Source organism: Pseudofrankia inefficax, from assembly GCF_000166135.1.
In the GTDB taxonomy this organism is placed as follows: Bacteria; Actinomycetota; Actinomycetes; order Frankiales; family Frankiaceae; genus Pseudofrankia; species Pseudofrankia inefficax.
In genome coordinates, this window is record NC_014666.1 from 5,490,325 (window position 1) to 5,508,706 (window position 18,382).

Genomic DNA, 18,382 nt, shown 5'->3' on the forward strand with positions numbered 1-18,382 from the left:
CCCAGCGTCACCGGACGGCGCGGGAACGTCGTCCGCCTAGCGGCCAGGGATCGCCCGGCGCCGTGGCGGGACTCGGCGCCGGGTCTCCCCCGCAGGGATGAGCGGGTTCTCCATCCACGGGTGGACGCCGGAGCCGCGGGCGGCGCCCACACTGGAGACCATGTCCATGTCAGCGGCCAGCGCCACGCCGCCGGCGGGGGCGCCCTGGTTCGAGCGGGTCCGGCTGGGGCGGCGCTGGGCCGTCGTGGGTGCCAGTCCCCGCCAGGCGTTCGCCCTCGATCTTGCCCTGACGGTCGGCACGTTCGCGCTGTTCACCGTGCCCGAGCTGACACCCGCCTTGGGCCTCGGGCGCGGCTACGGATCACCGGCCGCCGTCGCGGTCTTCGGCGCGTTGGCGGTCGTGCCGCTGCTGGCCCGGAGGCGCTGGCCGACCGCCACGCTGGTGGGCGTCACCGCGGTCCTGTGCGCGGCGGCGCTGGCCGGGGTCCGCTTCACCCCGTTCGTCAGCAACGCCGGGCCCGCGCTCGTCCTCGCCGCGGGGACCGTGGCCAGCCGCCGGCCCCGCCGGGCCTCGCTCGCCGCCTGCGCCGCGGCCGCCGTCGCGACGAGCGCCGCGGGACTGGTCGCGTTCCTGCTCCATACCGACCAGGACCAGGACGCGGTCCAGCTCGCGCTCGTCGCGGTCGGCTGGCTGGCCGGCGACGCGCTGCGGGTCCGGCGTGAGTACCACGACGGTCTGGAACTGGCCCGCCGACGCGAGCGGGCCGAGCACGAGCACCGGGTCAGGGCCGAGGAGCGGCTGCGGCTGTCCCGCGACGTGCACGACATCGTCTCGCACACACTCAGCATGATCACGGTTCGCGCCGGGGTGGCCCGTCACCTGCTGGCCCGCGGGCCGGACGGGCCCGCGCGGCCCGACACCGCCGCCGAGGCGCTGGCCGTCATCGAGACGGCCAGCCGGTCGGCGCTCGACGAGCTGCGCAGGGTGCTGCGGCAGTCCCGCGTGGCCGCGACGGCCGACCTGGCGGCCACGCCCACCCTCGCCGACGTCCCGGCGCTCCTCGACACGGTCCGCGGCCACGGCCTGGCCGTCACCTTCAGCGCCGAGGCAGGCGCCACACCCCTCCCGTCGGCCTACCGCGTCGTCCAGGAGGCTCTGACGAACGTGACCCGCCACGCGGCGGCGACGCAGGCCTGGGTCGACATCGAGCACCGTCCCGGCGAGCTGGTCGTCACCGTCCGCGACGACGGCCGTGGCCAGCCGGCCGGCAGCGGACCCGGCCTCGGCCTGACCGGCATGCGCGAACGGGCCGAGCTCCTCGGTGGCACCCTGGCCGCCGGATCCCGCTCTGGCGGTGGCTTCGAGGTGGTCGCGGTCTTCCCGGTGGTCTCCGATGAGCTCTGAACGCTCGATCGACACCGGCCGCCCAGGCGCGACGGACGACGAAGGCGACCCGCCGGCCTCGCCCATCCGGGTGCTGATCGCGGACGACGAGGGGCTGGTCCGGGCCGGATTCCGCGCGCTCGTCGAGGCCACGCCCGACCTGACCGTCGTCGCCGAGGCAGCCGACGGTGTCGCGGCGGTCCGCGAGTCCCGCCGGCTACGGCCGGACGTGGTGCTGATGGACATCCGGATGCCGGTCATGAACGGCCTGGAGGCCACCCGGCTGATCGCCGCCGACGCCGTTCGGCCCGGGCCCGGCATCCTGGTCGTGACGACGTTCGACGACGACGAGTACGTCTTCGAGGCACTGCGCGCGGGCGCGGCCGGCTTCATCCTGAAGGACACCCAGCCCGAGAACCTGCTGGCCGCGATCCGGACGGTCGCCGCCGGGGACGCGCTGCTCGCCCCCGGAGTCACCCGCCGGCTGATCGCCGCGTTCGTCCGGGTACCCGCCCCGCCGGCCAGCCCCCTTACCGGGCTCGCGTCGACGCTCACCGATCGCGAGCGGGCGGTACTCACCCAGATCGCGAACGGCTACTCCAACGCCGAGATCGCGCAGGCGCTCTACGTCAGCGTGTCCACGGTCAAGACCCACGTCGGCCACCTGCTGGCGAAGCTCGCCGCCCGCGACCGAGCCCAACTCGTCATCGCCGCCTACGAGTCCGGCCTGGTCGCCCCCGGGAGCGCGACCGCCTGAGCGGCCTCCTCTTGCCGTCGGGCCCGGTCAGTAGACGCGCATCGCGTCGAGGACCGTGGTCGCGTAGGCCGTGTCGCCGCTGATCTCGACTCGGCCGTGCCTGGGCTCGCGGCCGGTTCCCCAGAGGATGAAGTCGGCGGCGCTCGTGCGCACGGTCGCCCGAGCCTGGTCATCGGTTCCCGTGACCTCGACGGGATGGTCGACGGCGTCCGCGTGGGCGTGGAGCCGGACGGCGGTGGCACCCGGACCGGTGAGGACGAGGGTCAGCGGGTCGGTGAGCAGCTCGCGGAAACGATCGGTGGTCATCTGCGGGATGCCGCCGATGAGCCAGCGGGTCGCCGCCGTCAGGCGGCCGCCGTCGAGGTCGGGCAGGGTGCGCTGGATCGGCCCGCGGGGCGCGAGGACGTCCCAGCGGGTGTGGCAGGTGTGGTCGAAGACGATGGCGTCGGCGATGGTCCCCAGCGGGTAGCTCCCGGCTGTGCCCATGTTCACGGGCATGGCCGCGACCTCGTCGGTCAGGCCGGCGAAGGTGGCGAGCACGGCCGGCAGCGAGGATCGGATGATCTCCAGCAGCTCCGCGGTCGGGCGCGCGGCGACCTCCCGGGTGTGGGCGTCGACCGCGTCCTCGAACTCCAGGTCCTGGTCGTACGGCGTGAGCGGCAGCAGTCCCGCGAAGCCGGCCACGCTGAGGGTGAGGTGCGCGAGGGTCGTGTGCACCGTCCAGCCCTCGCAGGCGGAGGGAGCGTCCAGTTCCTCGGCCGTCAGGCCGCCGAACACGTCGAGGGTCTCGGTGAGCGTCCGTTCCAGCGCCGTCTCGGCAGACGCCGTGTCAGAAGACATAGTCCTCTCCGGTGGCTCGCAGGGTGATGTCGGTGACGGCCACGCCCGGCGGCTGGTCGATGAGTCGGACGATCTCCGCCGCGACCTGGACCGCCGTCAGCGACCAGTACCGGACGTTCTCCGGGTCGGACATCTCGGTGGGCAGCGTGCCGCCGGCGAACTGCTGGATGTGTTCCTGCAGGGCGGGCGCCCGGTGCGCGGCGAGGGCCGAGACGGCGTCGAAGTCGATGATCTCGGTGAACAGGTTCGTGCCCAGGACGCCGCTGGGGCGCACGATCGTCACCTTGATGCGGCCCTGGCTCTCGACGCGCAGCGCGTTGGAGACGGTCGCGACCGCCGCCTTCGTCGCGCCGTAGACCGCGGCTCCCGCGACCCCGGCATTGCCGTAGACCGACGAGAGGTTGAGGATGTGCCCGCCGCCCTGGCGGATCATGTGGTCGTGGACGGCGTAGATGCCGTGCAGCACGCCCTTGAGGTTGATGTCGATGCAGCGGTCCCAGGCGCCCGCGGCCCGTTTGTGGTCGGCGAGGTGGGCCAGCGGCATGATGCCGGCGTTGTTGACGAGCACGTCGACGCGCCCGAGGTCCGCGACCGCCTGGTCGACCACGTCGGCGAACGCCTGCCGGTCCCGCACGTCCAGACCCACCCCGCGCGCGGCGTGGCCCTCGGCGGTGAGCGAGGCGGCCAGCTCCTCGGCCCCCGCCGCGTTGATGTCGAGCGCGACGGGGTGCGCGCCACCCCGGGCGAGCTGGGTGGTGATCTCACGGCCGAAGCCGCTCGCGCCGCCGGTGACTAAGACGATCTTGCCGTTCAGAGAGCTCATGCGCACCTGGTTCTGGTCGTCGTCGGGAGGCCGGGTCTCGTACCGCTCGGGCCGGCGTGGGTCAGCGGGCGGTCCAGACGGGTGGCCGGCGTTCGAAGAAGGCGTCGATGCCCTCGCGGAGATCGGCGGTCTTCAGCAGCTCGGCGTGGGCGTCGTCGCTGTGTGCCCAGCTGGCGGACTCGTCGGGGGCGACCTCGCGGTGGGCGGTGCCCAGCGCGGCGCGCACGGCGAGGGGCGCGTTGGCGTTGACGCGGGCGGCGAGGTCCAGCGCCCCGTCGAGGGCGCCGCCGGGCTCGGTGACGAGGTTGACGAAGCCGAGGCGTTCCGCGCGTTCCGCGGTCAGGTTGTCGCCGGTGGCGAGCAGCTCGTAGGCGATGTTGCGCGGCAGGACGCGGGTGATCCGGAAGGCGCCGCCGAAGTCGGGCATGAGGCCGCGTTTGACCTCGGGGAGGCCGAAGGAGGCGCTGCGGGCGGCGACGACCATGTCGCAGCACAGGACAAGCTCGACGCCGCCGCCGAGGGCGAGACCTTCGACGGCCGCGATCAGCGGCTTACTGCGCTGCCGGTTGATGAGGCCGACCAGTCCGCCGCGTTCGGTGGGCTCGCCGGGGCCGGTCTTCAGGTCGGCGCCCGCGGAGAAGATCCTGGTGCCGCCGGTGAGGATTCCGCACCACAGCTCGGGGTCGTCCTCAAGGGTGTTCATCGCCTGGTCGAGACCGGCGGTGACGGCCGGGTTGAGGGCGTTGCGCTTGTCTTCCCGGTCGATCCGGATGATGAGAGTCCGGCCCTGCCGGCTGGTCGTCACCGTCATGGCGGCGTCATCACCTCTCCCAACGCCCGCCACGGTTGGCATCCGCGCCCGCGCCGCGCCGAGTTGTGTCGAATATTCGATACGGTGCTTTCGTTCTTTCGACACCGTAGGGTGGCATTCGAGGAGGGTCAAGCTGTGCCGAATGCCGCATCCCCGCCGACGGCGCGGGTCCTCGACGTGCTCGAACTCCTGGCCCGGTCGGACGAGGAGCCACCTCGCCTGCGCGACCTCGTCCGCGACCTCGGACTGACCCAGGCGACCGCCCACGCGATCATGGCGACGCTCTGCGACCGGGGCTGGGCCGTCCGAGACCCGACCAGCCGCGCCTTCACCCCGGGCCCCGCGCTGACCGCGCTCGCGGCCCGCGCCGGTGCTGGTGTCTCCCGCCGGCGGACGGCACGCGAGGTCGTCCGTCAGCTCGCGCACGACCTAGGCCACCCTTCCGTGGTGACTGAACGTGTCGGTGACGAGCTGGTCATCACCACCCTCGACCTCGGCCCGTGCCAGGTCGCCGATCTCGCGGCCGGGGAGCGGCTCCCGTTCGCGGCGCCCTTCGGCGTGGCCTTCGCCGCCTGGGAGGACGACGACGGCCGCCGCGCCTGGATGCGCCGCGGCGCGATCACCGACCCCGCCCTGACCGGCCGCCTCGACGACCTGCTCACGGCCACCCACGAACGCGGGTTCAGCATCGAACGCATGGACCCGGCCATGACGCGGGCGACCAGGGCCATGACCGCGCTACGCGACGACCCGCAGGCCCGGCCCGTGCGGCGAGCCGTCGACGGGCTCCTGTCCGAGATCGCCAACCTCGGCTTTCGCGACGTCGACGCGGAGGCCAACGACCGACGGCCCGTCACGGCCATCTCCGCGCCGGTGTTCGACCCGCGCACCGGCCAGGTCACGGCGAGCGTCGGAGTCCATCCACTGCGCGCGCTCTCGGCCCAGCGCGCCGGCGAGATCGGACGGCACGTGACCCAGGCGACCGCCACCCTCGACGCTCCGGCCCCCGACGCGACGACCCCCGAAGCGGGACCCGAGCAGGCCGGGTGAGCCCGTCACGGTGTCCGGCGTTCCGGCTCCCGGATCCCCATGATCGCCGTTTCGGCGCTCCGGTGGTCGCATTCGGCCCTAGTTAGCAACCGCCAGAGGGCGCAACCAGCGATCAAGCCACCGGACCACGGCCCCGCCGGCCGGCTATTTGACGCGGACGTAGACGGCGCCGGATCTGCCTGGGCCTCGTTGCTGGATCTCGAACAGGTCGGTCGCGGCTATCAGGTCCTTCAGCCGTGAGTATCCGTAGGGCTTCAGGATGACCGCGGGGCGCTTGCGGATGGCCTGCCCGATCGCCGACAGCGACGTCCAGCCGTCCGAGCCGTGGTTGGTCGCGACGGCGTCCCGCAGCCGGCTGACCAGCGCGGCATCCGCCTGCAGTTCCGCGGTGGTCGCCCGGGTGGGAGGGGCCGCCGAGACGGCCTTCGTCTTCTTCTTTCGCTTCTTCTCCGGCCCGGCGCTCGCGATCGGCGCGCCCTCGGCCTCCAGTCCGGGAACGGCCGCCTCGGCCACGGAGGTCGTCCTCGACGGGGCCGGGGACGCGGGCGGAGTGGGTGGCGCGGACTCGACCGCGGAGGCCATTCCCGCGGAAAGGGCCGGCGCGGCGATCCGGGGCGGGGGCGCGGCGGGCAGGGGCCGTCCGTCGATGAGGGTCTCGACGAAGATGAAGGTGTCGCAGGCCGCGACGAGACCCGGGTTCGTCTTCCTCTCCTCGCCGAACCCGTACACCGTCAGGCCGGCCTCCCGGATCCGTTCGGCCAGCCGGGTGAAGTCGCTGTCCGAGGAAACCAGGCAGAACCCGTCGAACGCGCCGGAATGCAGCAGGTCCATCGCCTCGATCACCAGCGCCATGTCCGAGGCGTTCTTCCCCCGGACCGCGGCGAACACCTGCACCGGTCGGATCGACAGGTCGAGCAGGGTCTTCTTCCAGGACTTCAGCGAGGCCACGGTCCAGTCGCCGTAGGCCCGTTTCACCTGCGCTCTGCCGAAGCGACCGATCTGCGCGAGCAACGGCTCGACCGCCGCGAGCGGTGCGTTCTCCGCGTCGATGAGTACCGCGAGACGCGCGGACGAGACCTCGACCACCACGTTGGTTCCTCCCGCCTCACGGCACCCGGGGTCGACCGCCAGGTGGCGGCATACCCGCGAGAACCCGACCTGCGTCCAGGCACCGCAACGGCCAGCCTACGGATCGACGCACATCCGCCACCGCGGCGGCGAGGAAGAGGGCACGTTCTAGGCGCCGAGCGGGGATCCGAACCGGAGGACATTCCCGTCGGGGTCGACGACCGCGCCCTCGCGTTGTCCCCAGTCCGTGTCCTGCGGGGGATGGACCTCGACGCCGGCCGAGCGCCACTCGCCGGCGAGCTCGTCGGCGTCGTCGACGAACAGGTACGCGCTGCTCCGCAACTCCGGCCGATGATCGGCGACGACACCAAGATGGAGCTCGACGCCGTCGCGGCTCGCGAATCCGTAGCTACCACCGTCGTACTGCCGGGTGGTGAAGCCGAGCCGCTGGTAATACTCCAACGCGGTAACCAGGTCGCGAACAGGGAAGATCGGCGCCACACGCTTCAGGCCGGCCATGGGGCCAACGTAGCCAACGGTCACCGCGCGACCGAGTCCGACACCACTTTCGGCCGAGGGTCTCGCGGTGTCTTATTCGGGCGAGGCTGGGCAAAAGAGCCGCATGGACCGACCCGCCTCGGCAGTACTCGACCGCCGGCCCGTCAGCCGGCTGCGTCCGACTCGTCAACCGCGCTCCCCCGAAACCTCCCCCACCGTCGGCACCCCGGGCCGGAGATCCCAGCCTCCAACCGGCGTCCGCCCGCGCTTCGTCTCAGCGCCCGGGCGACAGGCCACCGCCAGACGCGTACCGGCGAGGGCGGCCAGGAAGCCTCCACTGATCGACCGACTGAGCAGCGAGACGCTCGTCCTGATCGTCGTGTGCCTGGCGCTGGCCACGATCATTCTGGTGCTCTCGGCGCTGGTCGGCGCGCTGGACATCACGGCCTTCGGCGCGGTCCTCGGCGTGTGGGCGCTGTGCGGGACGACCTGGCTTCTCCTGGGCCGGCCGGGCACGGACTGGAAGGTGCCGGGCCTGGACCGGATCGCCGAGGTCACCCGGCGGCGGCGCCGGTAGGGCAGTCGTCGCCGAGGTCAGGCGTGGTAACGCTGGCCTGGGCGGCGAGCTGCCGGCCGTAGGCGGACATCAGGTCGCGCAGCTCGTCTGGTCGGTCGATGACGAACGGGCGGCCCAGGCCGGCGATCAGCGGCGGGATCCAGTCCAGCCGCTCGGCCCGGATTCGGACTCCGACCCACTGGTCGGTCGACGGCCCCGGCGGCTCGTCGCCGTCGAGCGGGCCGACGGTCGCGATGCCCGTCGGAAGCCGGGCGCGCACCTCGTCGGCCGTCCCCCGCACGCGCAGCGAGACCTCGTGCCGACGCGGCGCCCCCGCGATCCCGGCCAGAACCTGGTCGGCGGGGTCGAAGCCGGCCGGAACGTCGAACGAGCCGTGCAGCACCCGAGGCAGGCTGATCCGGTCGAGCCGAAAGGTGCGGACCTCTCCGCTCACGGAGTCGGCTCCGGTGACATACCAGCGGCCGGAATGGGCCACGATCCCGTACGGGTAGACCGTGCGCGCACTGTGCCGCCCGTCGGAGGCCGTATAGCTGATCGAGACGGGCCGGCGGTCCCGCGCGGCCTCGGCCATCAGCAACAGGACGTCCGTCTCGGTCGTGGCGACCGTGTGGCGGGCCGGCGCGGTGAACTCGATGGTCTCCAGCAGCGCGGCCAGCCGGCGGCCCAGCGCCTCCGGAAGGACGCGACGCAGTTTGGCGGCGGCGCTCTCGGCCGCCGGGTCGGCCGTGGTCACCAGGCCCGCCCGTTGGCCCGCGACCAGGCCCAGCAGGACGGCGAGCGCCTCGGACTCGGTGAGCATCAGGGGCGGCAGCCGATACCCCGGCGCCAGACGGTAGCCGCCGTGCCGGCCGCGCACGGAACGCACCGGGACGTCGAGATCACGCAGCTGGTCGACGTAGCGGCGCACCGTGCGCTCGTCCACCTCAAGCCGGGCCGCCAGCGCGGCGACGGTGTGGGTTCCGCCGGACTGGAGGCTCTCCAGCAGGGCGAGCACGCGCGCGGTCGGCCGGGCCATGGTCGGGAGTCTTTCAAATACCGGGCGGAATCTGCCCGGTATCGCTCCTAATGTTGCGCTCGTCCGCCTACGAAGGAGCACATCATGCGTTTCGTCTCGATCCGGATCATCACCGACGACGTCCCGCGGCTCGTCGCGTTCTACGAGCAGGTCACCGAAACGACGGCCACCTGGTCGGCCGACGTCTTCGCCGAGCTGGTCACGCCGTCGTTCACACTGGCGATCGCCAGCTCGCGCACCGTGGCGCTGTTCGGAGCGGGCTCGGCCGAGGCCGGCGCCAACCGTACGGTGATCGCCGAGTTCCTGGTCGACGACGTCGACGCCGAGTACGAGCGGATCAAGGCCGTGACCACGGACTTCGTCAACACGCCGACGACCATGCCCTGGGGCAACCGCGCGCTACTGTTCCGCGACCCCGACGGGAACCTGGTCAACCTGTTCACTCCGGTCACCCCGGAGGCCATCGCCAAGTTCGGCCACACGGCGAGCAACGCCCGGTAGGCACTTCCAGGTCAGCCGACGTGCCACAGTCGGACGGTCTTGTCGCCACTTCCGGTCGCGAGCGTGTGCCCGTCGGGGCTGAACGCCACCGACAACAGCCACGCGCTGTGGCCAGCGAGTGGGCTGGCGATCTGTTCTGGGGACGGATACGTCAGGTCCCACAGCCAGACGGTGCTGTCGTCGTTGCCCGTGGCGAGGATTCGCCCGTCGCGGCTGAACGCCACGGACAGCGCCCCGCCGAAGCGAGGGGCCAGCGGGGCGGAGATCTGCCGGGGCCGGGCGGGGTCCGTCACGTTCCACAACCACACCGCGTTGTCGTCGCTGGCGGCGGCGAGGGCATGTCCGTCGGGGCTGAACGCGACCGACAGCACCCGGCCGGCATGACCAAGCGGGGCGGCGGCCCGGCGGGGCTGGGACGGATCGGTCACGTCCCACAGCCACACCGTCCGGTCGTAGCCGCCGCCGGCGAGGGTGCGTCCGTCGGGGCTGAACGCGACCGAGGACACCCCGCCCGCATGGTCCGTGAGCGGGCCGGCGGCCAGTCGGGGGCGGGACGGGACCGCCACGTCCCACAGCCGCACGGTGGCGTCCTCACCGGCGGTGGCGAGAGTCGGCTGCGTGGGGCTGAACGCGACGGACAGCACCGCGCCACGATGGTCGGCGAGCGGCGACGCGGCCCGTCGAGGCCGGGAGGGATCTGCCACGTCCCACAGCCGGACGGTTCCGTCGTCGCTGCCGGTGGCGAGGGTCCGGCCGTCGGGGCTGAAGGCGACGGAGCCCACAGAACTGGCATGCTCGGTGAGTGGGGCGGCGATCTGCTCGGGCAGTGCGGGGTCCGCGACGTCCCACAGGCGCACTGTCGCGTCGCGGCTGGCGGTCGCGAGCGTCCGCCCATTGGGGCTGAAGGCCACCGACCACACCGCGGCCGTGTGGCCGGTCAGCGGGGCGCCAATCGAGCAGGGGACCAAATCCGGCTGCCGCGGCGGGTCGACGGTGGGGAAATCGGGGCCACCGGCCCGGCGGGCCGCCGGCACCGTGGCCGGGAAACGCGGCGGGGTGGGCGGCTTCGCGCGCCCTTTGACCGCGTGGTCGACGCGGTCAAGGAGATGCCGTCGAGCCTGGTCGGCGTCACGGTCGAACAGGTCGATGGACACGACCTGGCCGAGGAGGCCCGGCCGGGGACAGTCCTCGATCCGCACCGGCAGGAGCTTGCGGGCGAATCCCTGCGGGTCGGCACTCTGCGCCGCCTGCCATTCCTGCTGCCCGTAGACCGAGGATAGGTAGGCGTCCGAGAGCACGGCGATCGTGCGGCGCGCGAACCGTGTCCCCTGCTGCATCCGGGCGTACCAGTTCGATCCTGGCACGAAGTCCCACTCCTGGATCAGCACCCGGTACGCGGAGTCCTCCAACTGCCAGGCCACCCACTCCGCCCAGGCCCGATCGGCGGCGGTGTAAGAAACGAAGAAATCCCAGCTCCCCGCCTCCGGCGCATTCCCCATCAGCGGATTTTCTCACTGAATCGGTAATGACAGCGACGTAAACGCCCGCGCGCTTGGTGGGAGCGAAGGTCAGGTCCTGGCCCAGCGGGCGCAGGCGAAGCCGTAGAGGCCGAAGGCGATGAGGCCGGCCGCGAAGGCGCCGAGGATCCAGGGCCCGTAGGCGCGGTCCGCGAGGGTTCGCAGTGCCCCGTCCAGGCCGGTCGACCGCTGCGGGTTGACGGTGATCGCGGCGTCGACGACGAGGCCGCCCGCCAGCGCGAAGACCGCTCCGCGGGCGATCGTCCCGACCATTCCGAGCCTGACGACGGCGGTGCGGGTCGCCCCGCGCAGTTCCCGCATCCGCAGGTGCTTGGTGAACGTCCGCGTGACGCCCTCGACGATGAGCGCGATGCCGACCGCGACGACGGCGAGGCCCACGATCGCGACCAGCCACTGGCCGCCGGTGTGCCGCAACAGGCGCGCGGTGAAGGTGGCCTGCTGCTGGGACTGGTCCTGGCCCGGCCGTCCCGCGATGAAGCTGAACGTGGTCACGCAGAGCACCGCGTAGGCGATGCCCCGGAACAGGGACTGAATCCGAGGCCCGGCCTTGCGCCCTTCACCCGTGACGCCGAAGGCGGCCTCGCTCAGCCGCCAGATCGAGTACGCGGCGAAGCCCAGGCCGAGCAGCCACAACAGGGTCAGCCCGTAGGAATGCCGGGCAAGATCCGCGAGCGCGCCTTTCTGGTTCGCCTGTTCATGGCCGTGCCCGCGGGCGATCTCGACAGCGAGCCACCCGATGACCAGATAGGAGAACCCACGCGCAGCGAGCCCGAACCGGGCGAACCCGGCCATGACGTTGCTGTTCGCGGCCCGGCGGGCCGGCGCGGCGACCTGCGTCATGAAGTCCTGCCTTCGGTGGAGGAACCAGCGGTCCTCGGCGTCGGACCGCCCACCCAGGCCGACCAGCGCCCGGGCGTGAAGGCCAGATACCCCGCCGGGTCCACGCAAACCGGGCGTCAGTTCACCGGTCAGTCCAGCTCCGCGAGGCGACGCGCGAGGAACTGACGTTCGGGCTCGGTCTCGGCGAGCGCGACGGCGCGGGCATACGCCGTCCGGGCGTCGCCCGTTCGCCCGGCGCGACGCAGGAGGTCGGCCCGGGTCGAGTGGTAGTAGCGGTAGCCGTCGAGCGTGAGGGTGTCGAGCAGGGCGAGGCCCGCGGCGGGGCCGTCCAGCTCCGCGACCGCGACGGCGCGGTTGAGCTCGACGACCGGCGATCCGGTCCGCCGGGCGAGCGTCTCGTAGAGGGCGGCGATCTGGTGCCAGTCCCGGGGTTGCCGCAGGTGCAGGTCGGCGATGGCCGCCTGGATGACGTAGGTCCCGGCGCCGTGGCGGGCGACCGCGCGCTCCAGCAACTCGCGGCCGGCGGCGAGCTGCCGTTCGTCCCACAACGACCGGTCCTGCTCGTCCAGCGGGACCAGTACGCCGTCACGTACACGCGCGGCGCGGCGGGCGTCGTTGAGCAGCATCAGGGCCAGCAGCCCGAGGGCCTCCGCCTCGTCGGGCATGAGCTCCACCAACGCCCGGCCCAGCCGGATGGCCTCGGCCGCGAGGTCGACCCGGCCGTCGCCCCAGCCCTCGTTGAAGATCAGGTAGACGGTGACGAGGACGGCCGTGAGCCGGTCGGGCAGCTGATGGTCCGCCGGCACGGCGAACGGGATCCGCGCGTCCCGGATCTTGTGCTTGGCGCGAGTCAGGCGCTTGCTCATCGTGTCGAACGGGGTCAGGAACGCCCGCGCGATCTCCTCGGTCGACAGGCCGCCCAGCGTCCGCAGCGTTAGCGCGACCTGCGCCTCCCGGGACAGCGCCGGGTGGCAGCACGTGAAGATCAGCTCAAGGCGCTCGTCACGGAAGGCCGTCGGTTCGTCCATCGCCGGCTCCAGGTGCTCGGTCCGCTCGTGGGCGATCAGCCGGGTCTTCTCGGCGAGCACCCGCTGCCGGCGGAGCTGGTCGATCGCGCGGTTGCGGGCCGTCGTGATCAGCCAGGCGGTCGGGTTGCCGGGCTCCCCGTCCCGGGGCCAGCGCTCCGCCGCGAGCGCGAAGGCCTCCTGGGCGACGTCCTCGGCCAGCTCGACGTCCCGGAACATCCCGACCAGCGTCGCGACCACCCTCCCCCAGTGATCGCGAAAGACCGCGTCAACCGCCACCGGGGGCCTCGTCCCGGACCGGTCGCACCTCGATCGCACCCGAGGTCCGCAGTGCCTGGAGCTCGGCCGCCACGGCGAGCGCCTCGTCGAGGTTGTCGACCTCGATGACGATCAGGCCGCCGAGGAACTCCTTGGTGTCGACGAAGGGCCCGTCGGTCAGCAGGGTCTCGCCGTCCTGCCCGCGCACGGTCGTGGCGGTCGGCGGGGCGTGCAGGCGCGCCCAGCTCGTCACGTAGGGGCGGGCGAGGACGGGCGCCACCCCGGCCTCGATCGCCTGTCGCTCCGCGGGGGTCGACTCCTCGGTGTTGTAGATCAGCAGGGCGTACTGCACGGCGCTCCCGTCCTGGTTCGTTGCCGCCTCGACGCGGGCAGATGATCTTATGACCGGGCCAGCGCGGCGAAATAACGCTCCAGCGGCTGCTGGTAGAAGGTCGGGTAGCCGCCGGAAATGTGCTCGAGCCACTCGGCTGGCACGCCGGTGTGGTCGATGACGAAGCGGGTGCCGCCCTCCTGCGCGGCGAGCGTGAACCGGACGACCGAGTAGACGCCGGCGTCCCAGCACGACGGGTGCGCGGCGCCGAACCGCCAGGCCTGCACGATGCGCTCGCCGCGGACCAGCTCGACCTGGCGGCCCTCCACCCGGCCGTCGAAGATCGAGAACGTCTCGCCCTCCCGGTCGCCGAGCCGCGCGGGCATGCCGGTCGCGGCCGCGAACTTCTGGCCGTCGGTCAGCACCTCGTAGACGTCCGCCGGGCTGGCGTCGATCAGCGCTTCCTGGTGAATGATCATGGGATGTCCGTTCGGTTGGCCGGCCGGCTGCCAGCACCACCCTCCAGACGAACGGACCAGCCGCGGACGGACACCCCAGCCGAAAAATCAGCCATGATCGCCGTTTCGGCCCTGGGATGGTCGTGACGAGGACGTTTCCACAACCACCCCAGGGCCGAAACCGCGATCATGAAGGGCGGAGCGGCCCACGGCACCGAGGCTGCACGGCGCGTGCCGGCTTCCAGATCACCGGGAGGCCTTGGATCATGCTCCACTCATCCCAGAGGCTCGACCGCGGCCGAGATTCACGACCGCGTGGCTTTCAGTAGCGGCGGTAGGAGAGGAACTTGCCGCTCATCGAGATGTTGACCCGGTCACCGGCTGGGTCGGGCTCGCGCTCGATGTTCATCCTGAAGTCGATCGCGCTCATGATGCCGTCGCCGAACTCCTCCTGGATCAGCTCCTTGAAGGTCGTCCCGTAGACCGCGACCAGCTCGTAGAAGCGGTAGATCAGCGGGTCGGTCGGAACGGCGGTCGGCAGTGAGCCCCGGTAGGGCGGCTCGGTGAGCAGAACGGCCGCCTCGGCCGGCAGGTCGAGCAACTCGACAAGCGTCGCGGCCTCGGTCTCGTCGAACGACATCTGGCCCAGGCAGCCGGCGGTCACCCACTCCTTGCTGCGGCCGACCGCCTCGGCGACCGACGCCCAGCTCAGCTGCTTGCGACGCCGGTTGTTGACGATCAGCTCAGTCAGTTCGGACCGATCCACGCGGGGCCTCCTAAGGCGGGGCGACAGGACACCGGCCGACAAAAGGAGCCAGCCAGGCCTCAGTCTCCCCGGCGGGCCTCTGCCCTGAATGCCGCCCAGCTGGGTGAGCGCGCCGCCACACCTCCAAGGGCGGCCAACACCGGAGCTGTGGGTTGCCTATCGGTGGGATGATGTACGTCTGAGTCACTGGCATGCCACGGCTGGTGGCTGGTCGGGTGACGGGGGTGGCTGCCGGTGGGTGGCTTGTCGGCGGGTGAGGTCGCGGAGTTCGCGAAGGTGTTCCCGGATTTGGGGTCGGCTGGGCGGGTCCTGGCGGCGTCGGGTGTGCCTATGGAGCGGCTGCCGTCTTGGGCGGTGACGGATGCTCTGGGCTTCTGGTCGGCGGTGTCGGGGCTGCTGGCGAACGGGCTGACCGAGGGCGGCCCGGCGGCCTTGTGTGCGGCGGCCGTAGAGCTGTTTCCGGCGAACCCGGTCTTCCGGGCGGGTGCTGCCCATTCGGGTGCCCCGGTGGGTGATGTCGTGTGGTCGCTGCCGTGGCCGCGCAATCCGCATTTCACTGGCCGGGAGGTAGAGCTGTCAGAGCTGCGGTCCCGGCTGGTGGGGGACGGTCGTGCGGTGACGATGCCGCAGGCCCTGCACGGTCTTGGGGGGGTAGGGAAGACGCAGCTTGCGGTGCAGTACGCCTACCGGCATGCCGGGGACTACGACTTGGTCTGGTGGGTGCCAGCGGAAGATCCGGCGCTGGTGTTGGCGGCCTTGGTGGTATTGGCGGAGCAGGTCGGACTCGCGGTGGCCGGTCAGGCGGAGGAATCCGCAAGTGAAGTGGTGAATCTGCTCCGCCAGGGCCGCCGGTTTCCGCGTTGGCTGGTGATCCTCGACAACGCGGATGCGCCCGAGGATCTGTTCGGGCTGCTGTCGGCGGCCGGCGGAGGTGGGCATGTGCTGATCACTACGCGGGATTCCGGCTGGTCACGGCTGGCGGGCACGGTAGGTGTCGACGTGCTCCCTCGGGATAAGTCTGTCGTCTTCCTGCGCGAGCGGGTTCCGCGGTTGTCGGTGGTGGAGGCGGGGCAGATCGCGGCGGCGGTCGCGGATCTACCGTTGGCGTTGGAACAGGCGGGCGCGTGGCTCGCGGAGACCGGCACGCCCGCCGGGGTCTATGTGGATCTGCTGAATGAGCGAGTGTCGGAGGTCATGGCCCGGGGGGTCCCAGTGGATCACGCCCCGGTGGCCGCGACCTGGACAGTGGTGTTGCGCGCTCTGGATGAGTCCACGATCCTGCTGGCCCGGTTGTGGGCCCTGTTCGGCCCGGAACCGATCCCGGTCGATTTGATCCGGCCCGAGGTCGCCGACCTGCTCCCCCCGCCGCTGAACACCACTGCCCGCGACCGGCTAGCGTTCCGGGACATTGTCGGCAAGCTGGTTCGGACCGCGACCGTACGACTGGTTGCAGGGGACATGATCGTGATGCACCGGCTGGTTCAGTCGGTGTTGGTCGACGACATGCCGGACAGGCTCCGCCCGGTGCTGCTAAATGCCGCCCGCGGGTTGCTCGCCTGCGCTCATCCGAAAGACAGTACGAGGCCGGACGGCTGGCGCTGGTACGCCCAGCTTTATCCCCATGCCCTCGCCGTCGATCTCGTCGGCGCCGACAGCGACGAGGCCAGGGGCTTCGTCTTGGCTCTGAGCTGGGCACTTCGAGAGCAGGGCGACTATCCGACCAGTCGGAGGCTCCTCGAACAGGCCCACGGTCGCTGGATGTCCTTCCTCGGTGCTTACCACCCCGATACCCTCTGGGCCGCGAGCAACCTCGTAGCAACGCTGGCGAGCCTGGGAAATTATCCGGCCGCACGCATCCTGGCAGGAGACGTCCTCATCGGTCGGCGGGGCGTCCTCGGCGACGACCACCCCGACACCATCCGCGCTGCGGGCAACCTCGCGATCACGCTGCGGAACCTGGGGGACTATGAGGGTGCGCGCCCACTGGAGGAGGATGTTCTGACCCGGCTACGTTGCCTCCTAGGCGACGACCACCCCGACACCATCCGCGCTTCGGACAACCTCGCGAGCACCATGCGGGACCTAGAGGACTATCCGGCGGCCCGCACCCTCCAGGAGGACGCGCTTGCTCGGTGGCGGGCCCTACTAGGCGACGACCATCCCAGCACCATCCGAACCGCGAACAACCTCGCGAACACTCTATGGAGCCTGAAAGAGTATCCGGCCGCGCGAACGCTCCAAGAGGATGTTCTTGCCCGGCGGCAGCGGATTCTCGGTGACGACCACCCCGACACCGTCCGCGCTGCGGGCAACCTCGCAAGCACCTTGTGGAGCCTCAAAGAGTATCCGGCCGCCCGCACCCTCCAGGAGGATGTTCTTGCCCGGCGGCAGCGGATTCTCGGCGACGACCACCCCGAAACCATCCGCGCCGCGGCCAGCCTCGCGAGCACCTTGCGGAGCCTCGGGGAGCGTCCGGCTGCCCGAGCCCTGCGAGAGGATGTGCTTGCCCGGCGGCGGCGGCTCCTCGGCGACGACCACGTTGACACGATCCGGAGCAAAGCCGCGCTGGCCGATCTCGACAACGGTTGATCGCGGGTCGAATACGAGTACTGACTTGGCCACAATCGGCCGTCCGTGGCCACCAGGGACTTCCCGCGACGAAGCCGGCCAACAGGCCGACGACCGACGACGGCCGGCCGAGCTTGACCTGGGGCGCACCGCGGGTCGGAGACTGGGTTCATGCCCGCGTGGAAGCGTGGCGGGCGTGGTGTTGGCGGTTTTGGCCGCCAGAGAGGATTGCGCTGATGCAGTTCACGCAGCTCGGCCGTACCGGTCTGTCCGTGGCTCGCCTGTGCCTGGGCACGATGAACTTCGGTCCGCTGACCAGCGAGACCGACTCACACGCGATCATGGACGCGGCGCACGACTACGGCATCAACTTCTTTGACACCGCCAACGCCTACGGCCTGCGTTCGGCCGGCGTCTCCGGGCTCGGGGAGGGCAGGGGCGCCACCGAGTCGATCATCGGCCGTTGGTTCGCCCAGGGTGGTGGGCGTCGCGAGCGCACCGTGCTGGCCACCAAGGTGTACAGCCCGATGGGCGACTGGCCCAACGAGGGCAGGCTGTCGGCGCTGAACATCCGCCGCGCGCTGGACGCGAGCCTGACCCGGCTCCAGACCGACTACATCGACCTCTACCAGTTCCACCACGTCGACCGGGCGACTCCGTGGGACGAGATCTGGCAGGCCATCGACGTCGCCATCACCGCCGGCAAGATCCTCTACGTCGGCAGCAGCAACTTCGCCGGCTGGCACATCGCGCAGGCGCAGGCCTCGGCGGCGCAGCACAGGCTGGTCGGGCTGGTCAGCGAGCAGCCGATCTACAACCTGATCACCCGCGAGGTCGAGCTGGAGGTGCTCCCGGCCGCGCGGCACTACGGCCTCGGGCTGCTGCCCTGGTCGCCGTTGCAGAGCGGGCTGCTGGGCGGCGTGCTGCGCAAGGAACGCGAGGGCCTGCGCCGACTGGAAGGCCGGGCCGCGCAGACTCTGAACACCAAGCGCGCCCAGATCGAGGCCTACGAGGACTTCGCCGCCGAGCTCGGCCAGGAGCCCGGCGACGTCGCGCTCGCCTGGCTGCTCCACCAGCCCGCCGTGACCGCCCCGATCGTCGGCCCGCGCACCCGCCAGCAACTCGACGACGCCGTGCGGGCGCTCGACGTGCGCCTCGACGAGAAGGCGCTGGCCAGACTGGACGAGATCTTCCCGGGCTACCGGACCGCGCCCGAGCACTTCGCCTGGTAGCGGCACCGGACCGGCCCGGCCGCACCGGTCGGCACGCATCGA

At 71.6% G+C, this 18,382-nt stretch carries 19 protein-coding genes; 7 read left to right on the forward strand and 12 right to left on the reverse strand.

The features are described 5' to 3' along the window. Nucleotides 1-160: 160 nt before the first annotated feature. Both FRAEUI1C_RS22270 and FRAEUI1C_RS22275 read left to right on the forward strand, forming a co-directional pair. Nucleotides 161-1,405, forward strand: coding sequence for a sensor histidine kinase (locus FRAEUI1C_RS22270; protein WP_157735013.1), 1,245 nt, complete (start codon nucleotides 161-163; stop codon nucleotides 1,403-1,405). Then, nucleotides 1,395-2,141 carry a response regulator gene (locus tag FRAEUI1C_RS22275; protein WP_013425599.1) on the forward strand — a complete coding sequence of 249 codons (747 nt, stop codon included), beginning with the start codon at nucleotides 1,395-1,397 and terminating at the stop codon, nucleotides 2,139-2,141. Before FRAEUI1C_RS22270 ends, FRAEUI1C_RS22275 begins: the two co-directional genes overlap by 11 nt. A gap of 27 nt (nucleotides 2,142-2,168) precedes the next feature. Here the strand turns inward: FRAEUI1C_RS22275 and FRAEUI1C_RS22280 are convergent, their stop codons facing one another. The 3 genes from FRAEUI1C_RS22280 to FRAEUI1C_RS22290 all read right to left on the reverse strand — a co-directional run bounded on the left by FRAEUI1C_RS22280 (nucleotide 2,169) and on the right by FRAEUI1C_RS22290 (nucleotide 4,615). Beyond that, a complete protein-coding gene (locus FRAEUI1C_RS22280; protein WP_013425600.1) occupies nucleotides 2,169-2,981 on the reverse strand; it encodes a maleylpyruvate isomerase N-terminal domain-containing protein in 813 nt (270 codons plus the stop codon). Further along, nucleotides 2,971-3,804, reverse strand: coding sequence for an SDR family oxidoreductase (locus FRAEUI1C_RS22285; RefSeq protein WP_013425601.1), 834 nt, complete (start codon nucleotides 3,802-3,804; stop codon nucleotides 2,971-2,973). Before FRAEUI1C_RS22285 ends, FRAEUI1C_RS22280 begins: the two co-directional genes overlap by 11 nt. Before the next feature lie 61 nt (nucleotides 3,805-3,865). Beyond that, nucleotides 3,866-4,615 carry an enoyl-CoA hydratase-related protein gene (locus FRAEUI1C_RS22290; RefSeq protein WP_013425602.1) on the reverse strand — a complete coding sequence of 250 codons (750 nt, stop codon included), beginning with the start codon at nucleotides 4,613-4,615 and terminating at the stop codon, nucleotides 3,866-3,868. Between the two features lie 135 nt (nucleotides 4,616-4,750). Here FRAEUI1C_RS22290 and FRAEUI1C_RS22295 point away from each other — a divergent pair, with 135 nt between their 5' ends. Further along, on the forward strand, nucleotides 4,751-5,665 hold the full coding sequence (locus FRAEUI1C_RS22295) for a helix-turn-helix domain-containing protein (protein WP_013425603.1): 915 nt from the start codon (nucleotides 4,751-4,753) through the stop codon (nucleotides 5,663-5,665). A gap of 144 nt (nucleotides 5,666-5,809) precedes the next feature. On the opposite strand, the gene FRAEUI1C_RS22300 is transcribed toward FRAEUI1C_RS22295, so the two are convergent. Both FRAEUI1C_RS22300 and FRAEUI1C_RS22305 read right to left on the reverse strand, forming a co-directional pair. After that, complete coding sequence (locus tag FRAEUI1C_RS22300; RefSeq protein WP_013425604.1) at nucleotides 5,810-6,754, reverse strand: NYN domain-containing protein; 945 nt, start codon at nucleotides 6,752-6,754, stop codon at nucleotides 5,810-5,812. 147 nt (nucleotides 6,755-6,901) lie between these two features. Continuing rightward, on the reverse strand, nucleotides 6,902-7,252 hold the full coding sequence (locus FRAEUI1C_RS22305) for a bleomycin resistance protein (protein WP_013425605.1): 351 nt from the start codon (nucleotides 7,250-7,252) through the stop codon (nucleotides 6,902-6,904). Between the two features lie 358 nt (nucleotides 7,253-7,610). Here FRAEUI1C_RS22305 and FRAEUI1C_RS22310 point away from each other — a divergent pair, with 358 nt between their 5' ends. After that, nucleotides 7,611-7,808 (forward strand): hypothetical protein, encoded by a 198-nt coding sequence (locus FRAEUI1C_RS22310; protein WP_041259605.1) that lies wholly within the window; start codon nucleotides 7,611-7,613, stop codon nucleotides 7,806-7,808. Here the strand turns inward: FRAEUI1C_RS22310 and FRAEUI1C_RS22315 are convergent. After that, on the reverse strand, nucleotides 7,786-8,823 hold the full coding sequence (locus FRAEUI1C_RS22315) for a helix-turn-helix transcriptional regulator (RefSeq protein ID WP_013425607.1): 1,038 nt from the start codon (nucleotides 8,821-8,823) through the stop codon (nucleotides 7,786-7,788). The genes FRAEUI1C_RS22310 and FRAEUI1C_RS22315 overlap by 23 nt on opposite strands. Nucleotides 8,824-8,907: 84 nt before the next feature. Between FRAEUI1C_RS22315 and FRAEUI1C_RS22320 the strand changes: the two genes are divergently transcribed. Further along, a complete protein-coding gene (locus FRAEUI1C_RS22320) occupies nucleotides 8,908-9,324 on the forward strand; it encodes a VOC family protein (RefSeq protein ID WP_013425608.1) in 417 nt (138 codons plus the stop codon). An 11-nt stretch (nucleotides 9,325-9,335) separates the two neighbouring features. Here FRAEUI1C_RS22320 and FRAEUI1C_RS22325 read toward each other — a convergent pair whose 3' ends face one another. The 6 genes from FRAEUI1C_RS22325 to cynS all read right to left on the reverse strand — a co-directional run bounded on the left by FRAEUI1C_RS22325 (nucleotide 9,336) and on the right by cynS (nucleotide 14,540). Then, nucleotides 9,336-10,823 carry a toll/interleukin-1 receptor domain-containing protein gene (locus tag FRAEUI1C_RS22325; RefSeq protein WP_013425609.1) on the reverse strand — a complete coding sequence of 496 codons (1,488 nt, stop codon included), beginning with the start codon at nucleotides 10,821-10,823 and terminating at the stop codon, nucleotides 9,336-9,338. Nucleotides 10,824-10,892: 69 nt separating this feature from the next. After that, nucleotides 10,893-11,702, reverse strand: coding sequence for a DUF1206 domain-containing protein (locus tag FRAEUI1C_RS22330; RefSeq protein WP_013425610.1), 810 nt, complete (start codon nucleotides 11,700-11,702; stop codon nucleotides 10,893-10,895). 128 nt (nucleotides 11,703-11,830) lie between these two features. After that, entirely contained in the window at nucleotides 11,831-13,006 is a 1,176-nt protein-coding gene (locus FRAEUI1C_RS22335; RefSeq protein WP_013425611.1) for an RNA polymerase sigma factor, read from the reverse strand. Next, nucleotides 12,996-13,337 (reverse strand): YciI family protein, encoded by a 342-nt coding sequence (locus FRAEUI1C_RS22340; protein ID WP_013425612.1) that lies wholly within the window; start codon nucleotides 13,335-13,337, stop codon nucleotides 12,996-12,998. The genes FRAEUI1C_RS22335 and FRAEUI1C_RS22340 overlap by 11 nt, the downstream gene beginning before the upstream one ends. A 47-nt stretch (nucleotides 13,338-13,384) precedes the next feature. Then, a complete protein-coding gene (locus FRAEUI1C_RS22345) occupies nucleotides 13,385-13,795 on the reverse strand; it encodes an SRPBCC domain-containing protein (protein WP_013425613.1) in 411 nt (136 codons plus the stop codon). Between the two features lie 301 nt (nucleotides 13,796-14,096). Then, nucleotides 14,097-14,540, reverse strand: a complete 444-nt coding sequence (cynS, locus tag FRAEUI1C_RS22350; RefSeq protein WP_013425614.1) for a cyanase — start codon at nucleotides 14,538-14,540, stop codon at nucleotides 14,097-14,099. A gap of 234 nt (nucleotides 14,541-14,774) precedes the next feature. Between cynS and fxsT the strand changes: the two genes are divergently transcribed. Together fxsT and FRAEUI1C_RS22360 are read left to right on the forward strand one after the other, a co-directional pair. Then, nucleotides 14,775-17,129: an FxSxx-COOH system tetratricopeptide repeat protein gene (gene fxsT / locus FRAEUI1C_RS22355; RefSeq protein WP_013425615.1), complete on the forward strand. Its 2,355-nt coding sequence runs from the start codon at nucleotides 14,775-14,777 to the stop codon at nucleotides 17,127-17,129. Between the two features lie 215 nt (nucleotides 17,130-17,344). After that, a complete protein-coding gene (locus FRAEUI1C_RS22360; protein WP_013425616.1) occupies nucleotides 17,345-18,340 on the forward strand; it encodes an aldo/keto reductase in 996 nt (331 codons plus the stop codon). The last annotated feature ends 42 nt before the right edge of the window (nucleotides 18,341-18,382 follow it).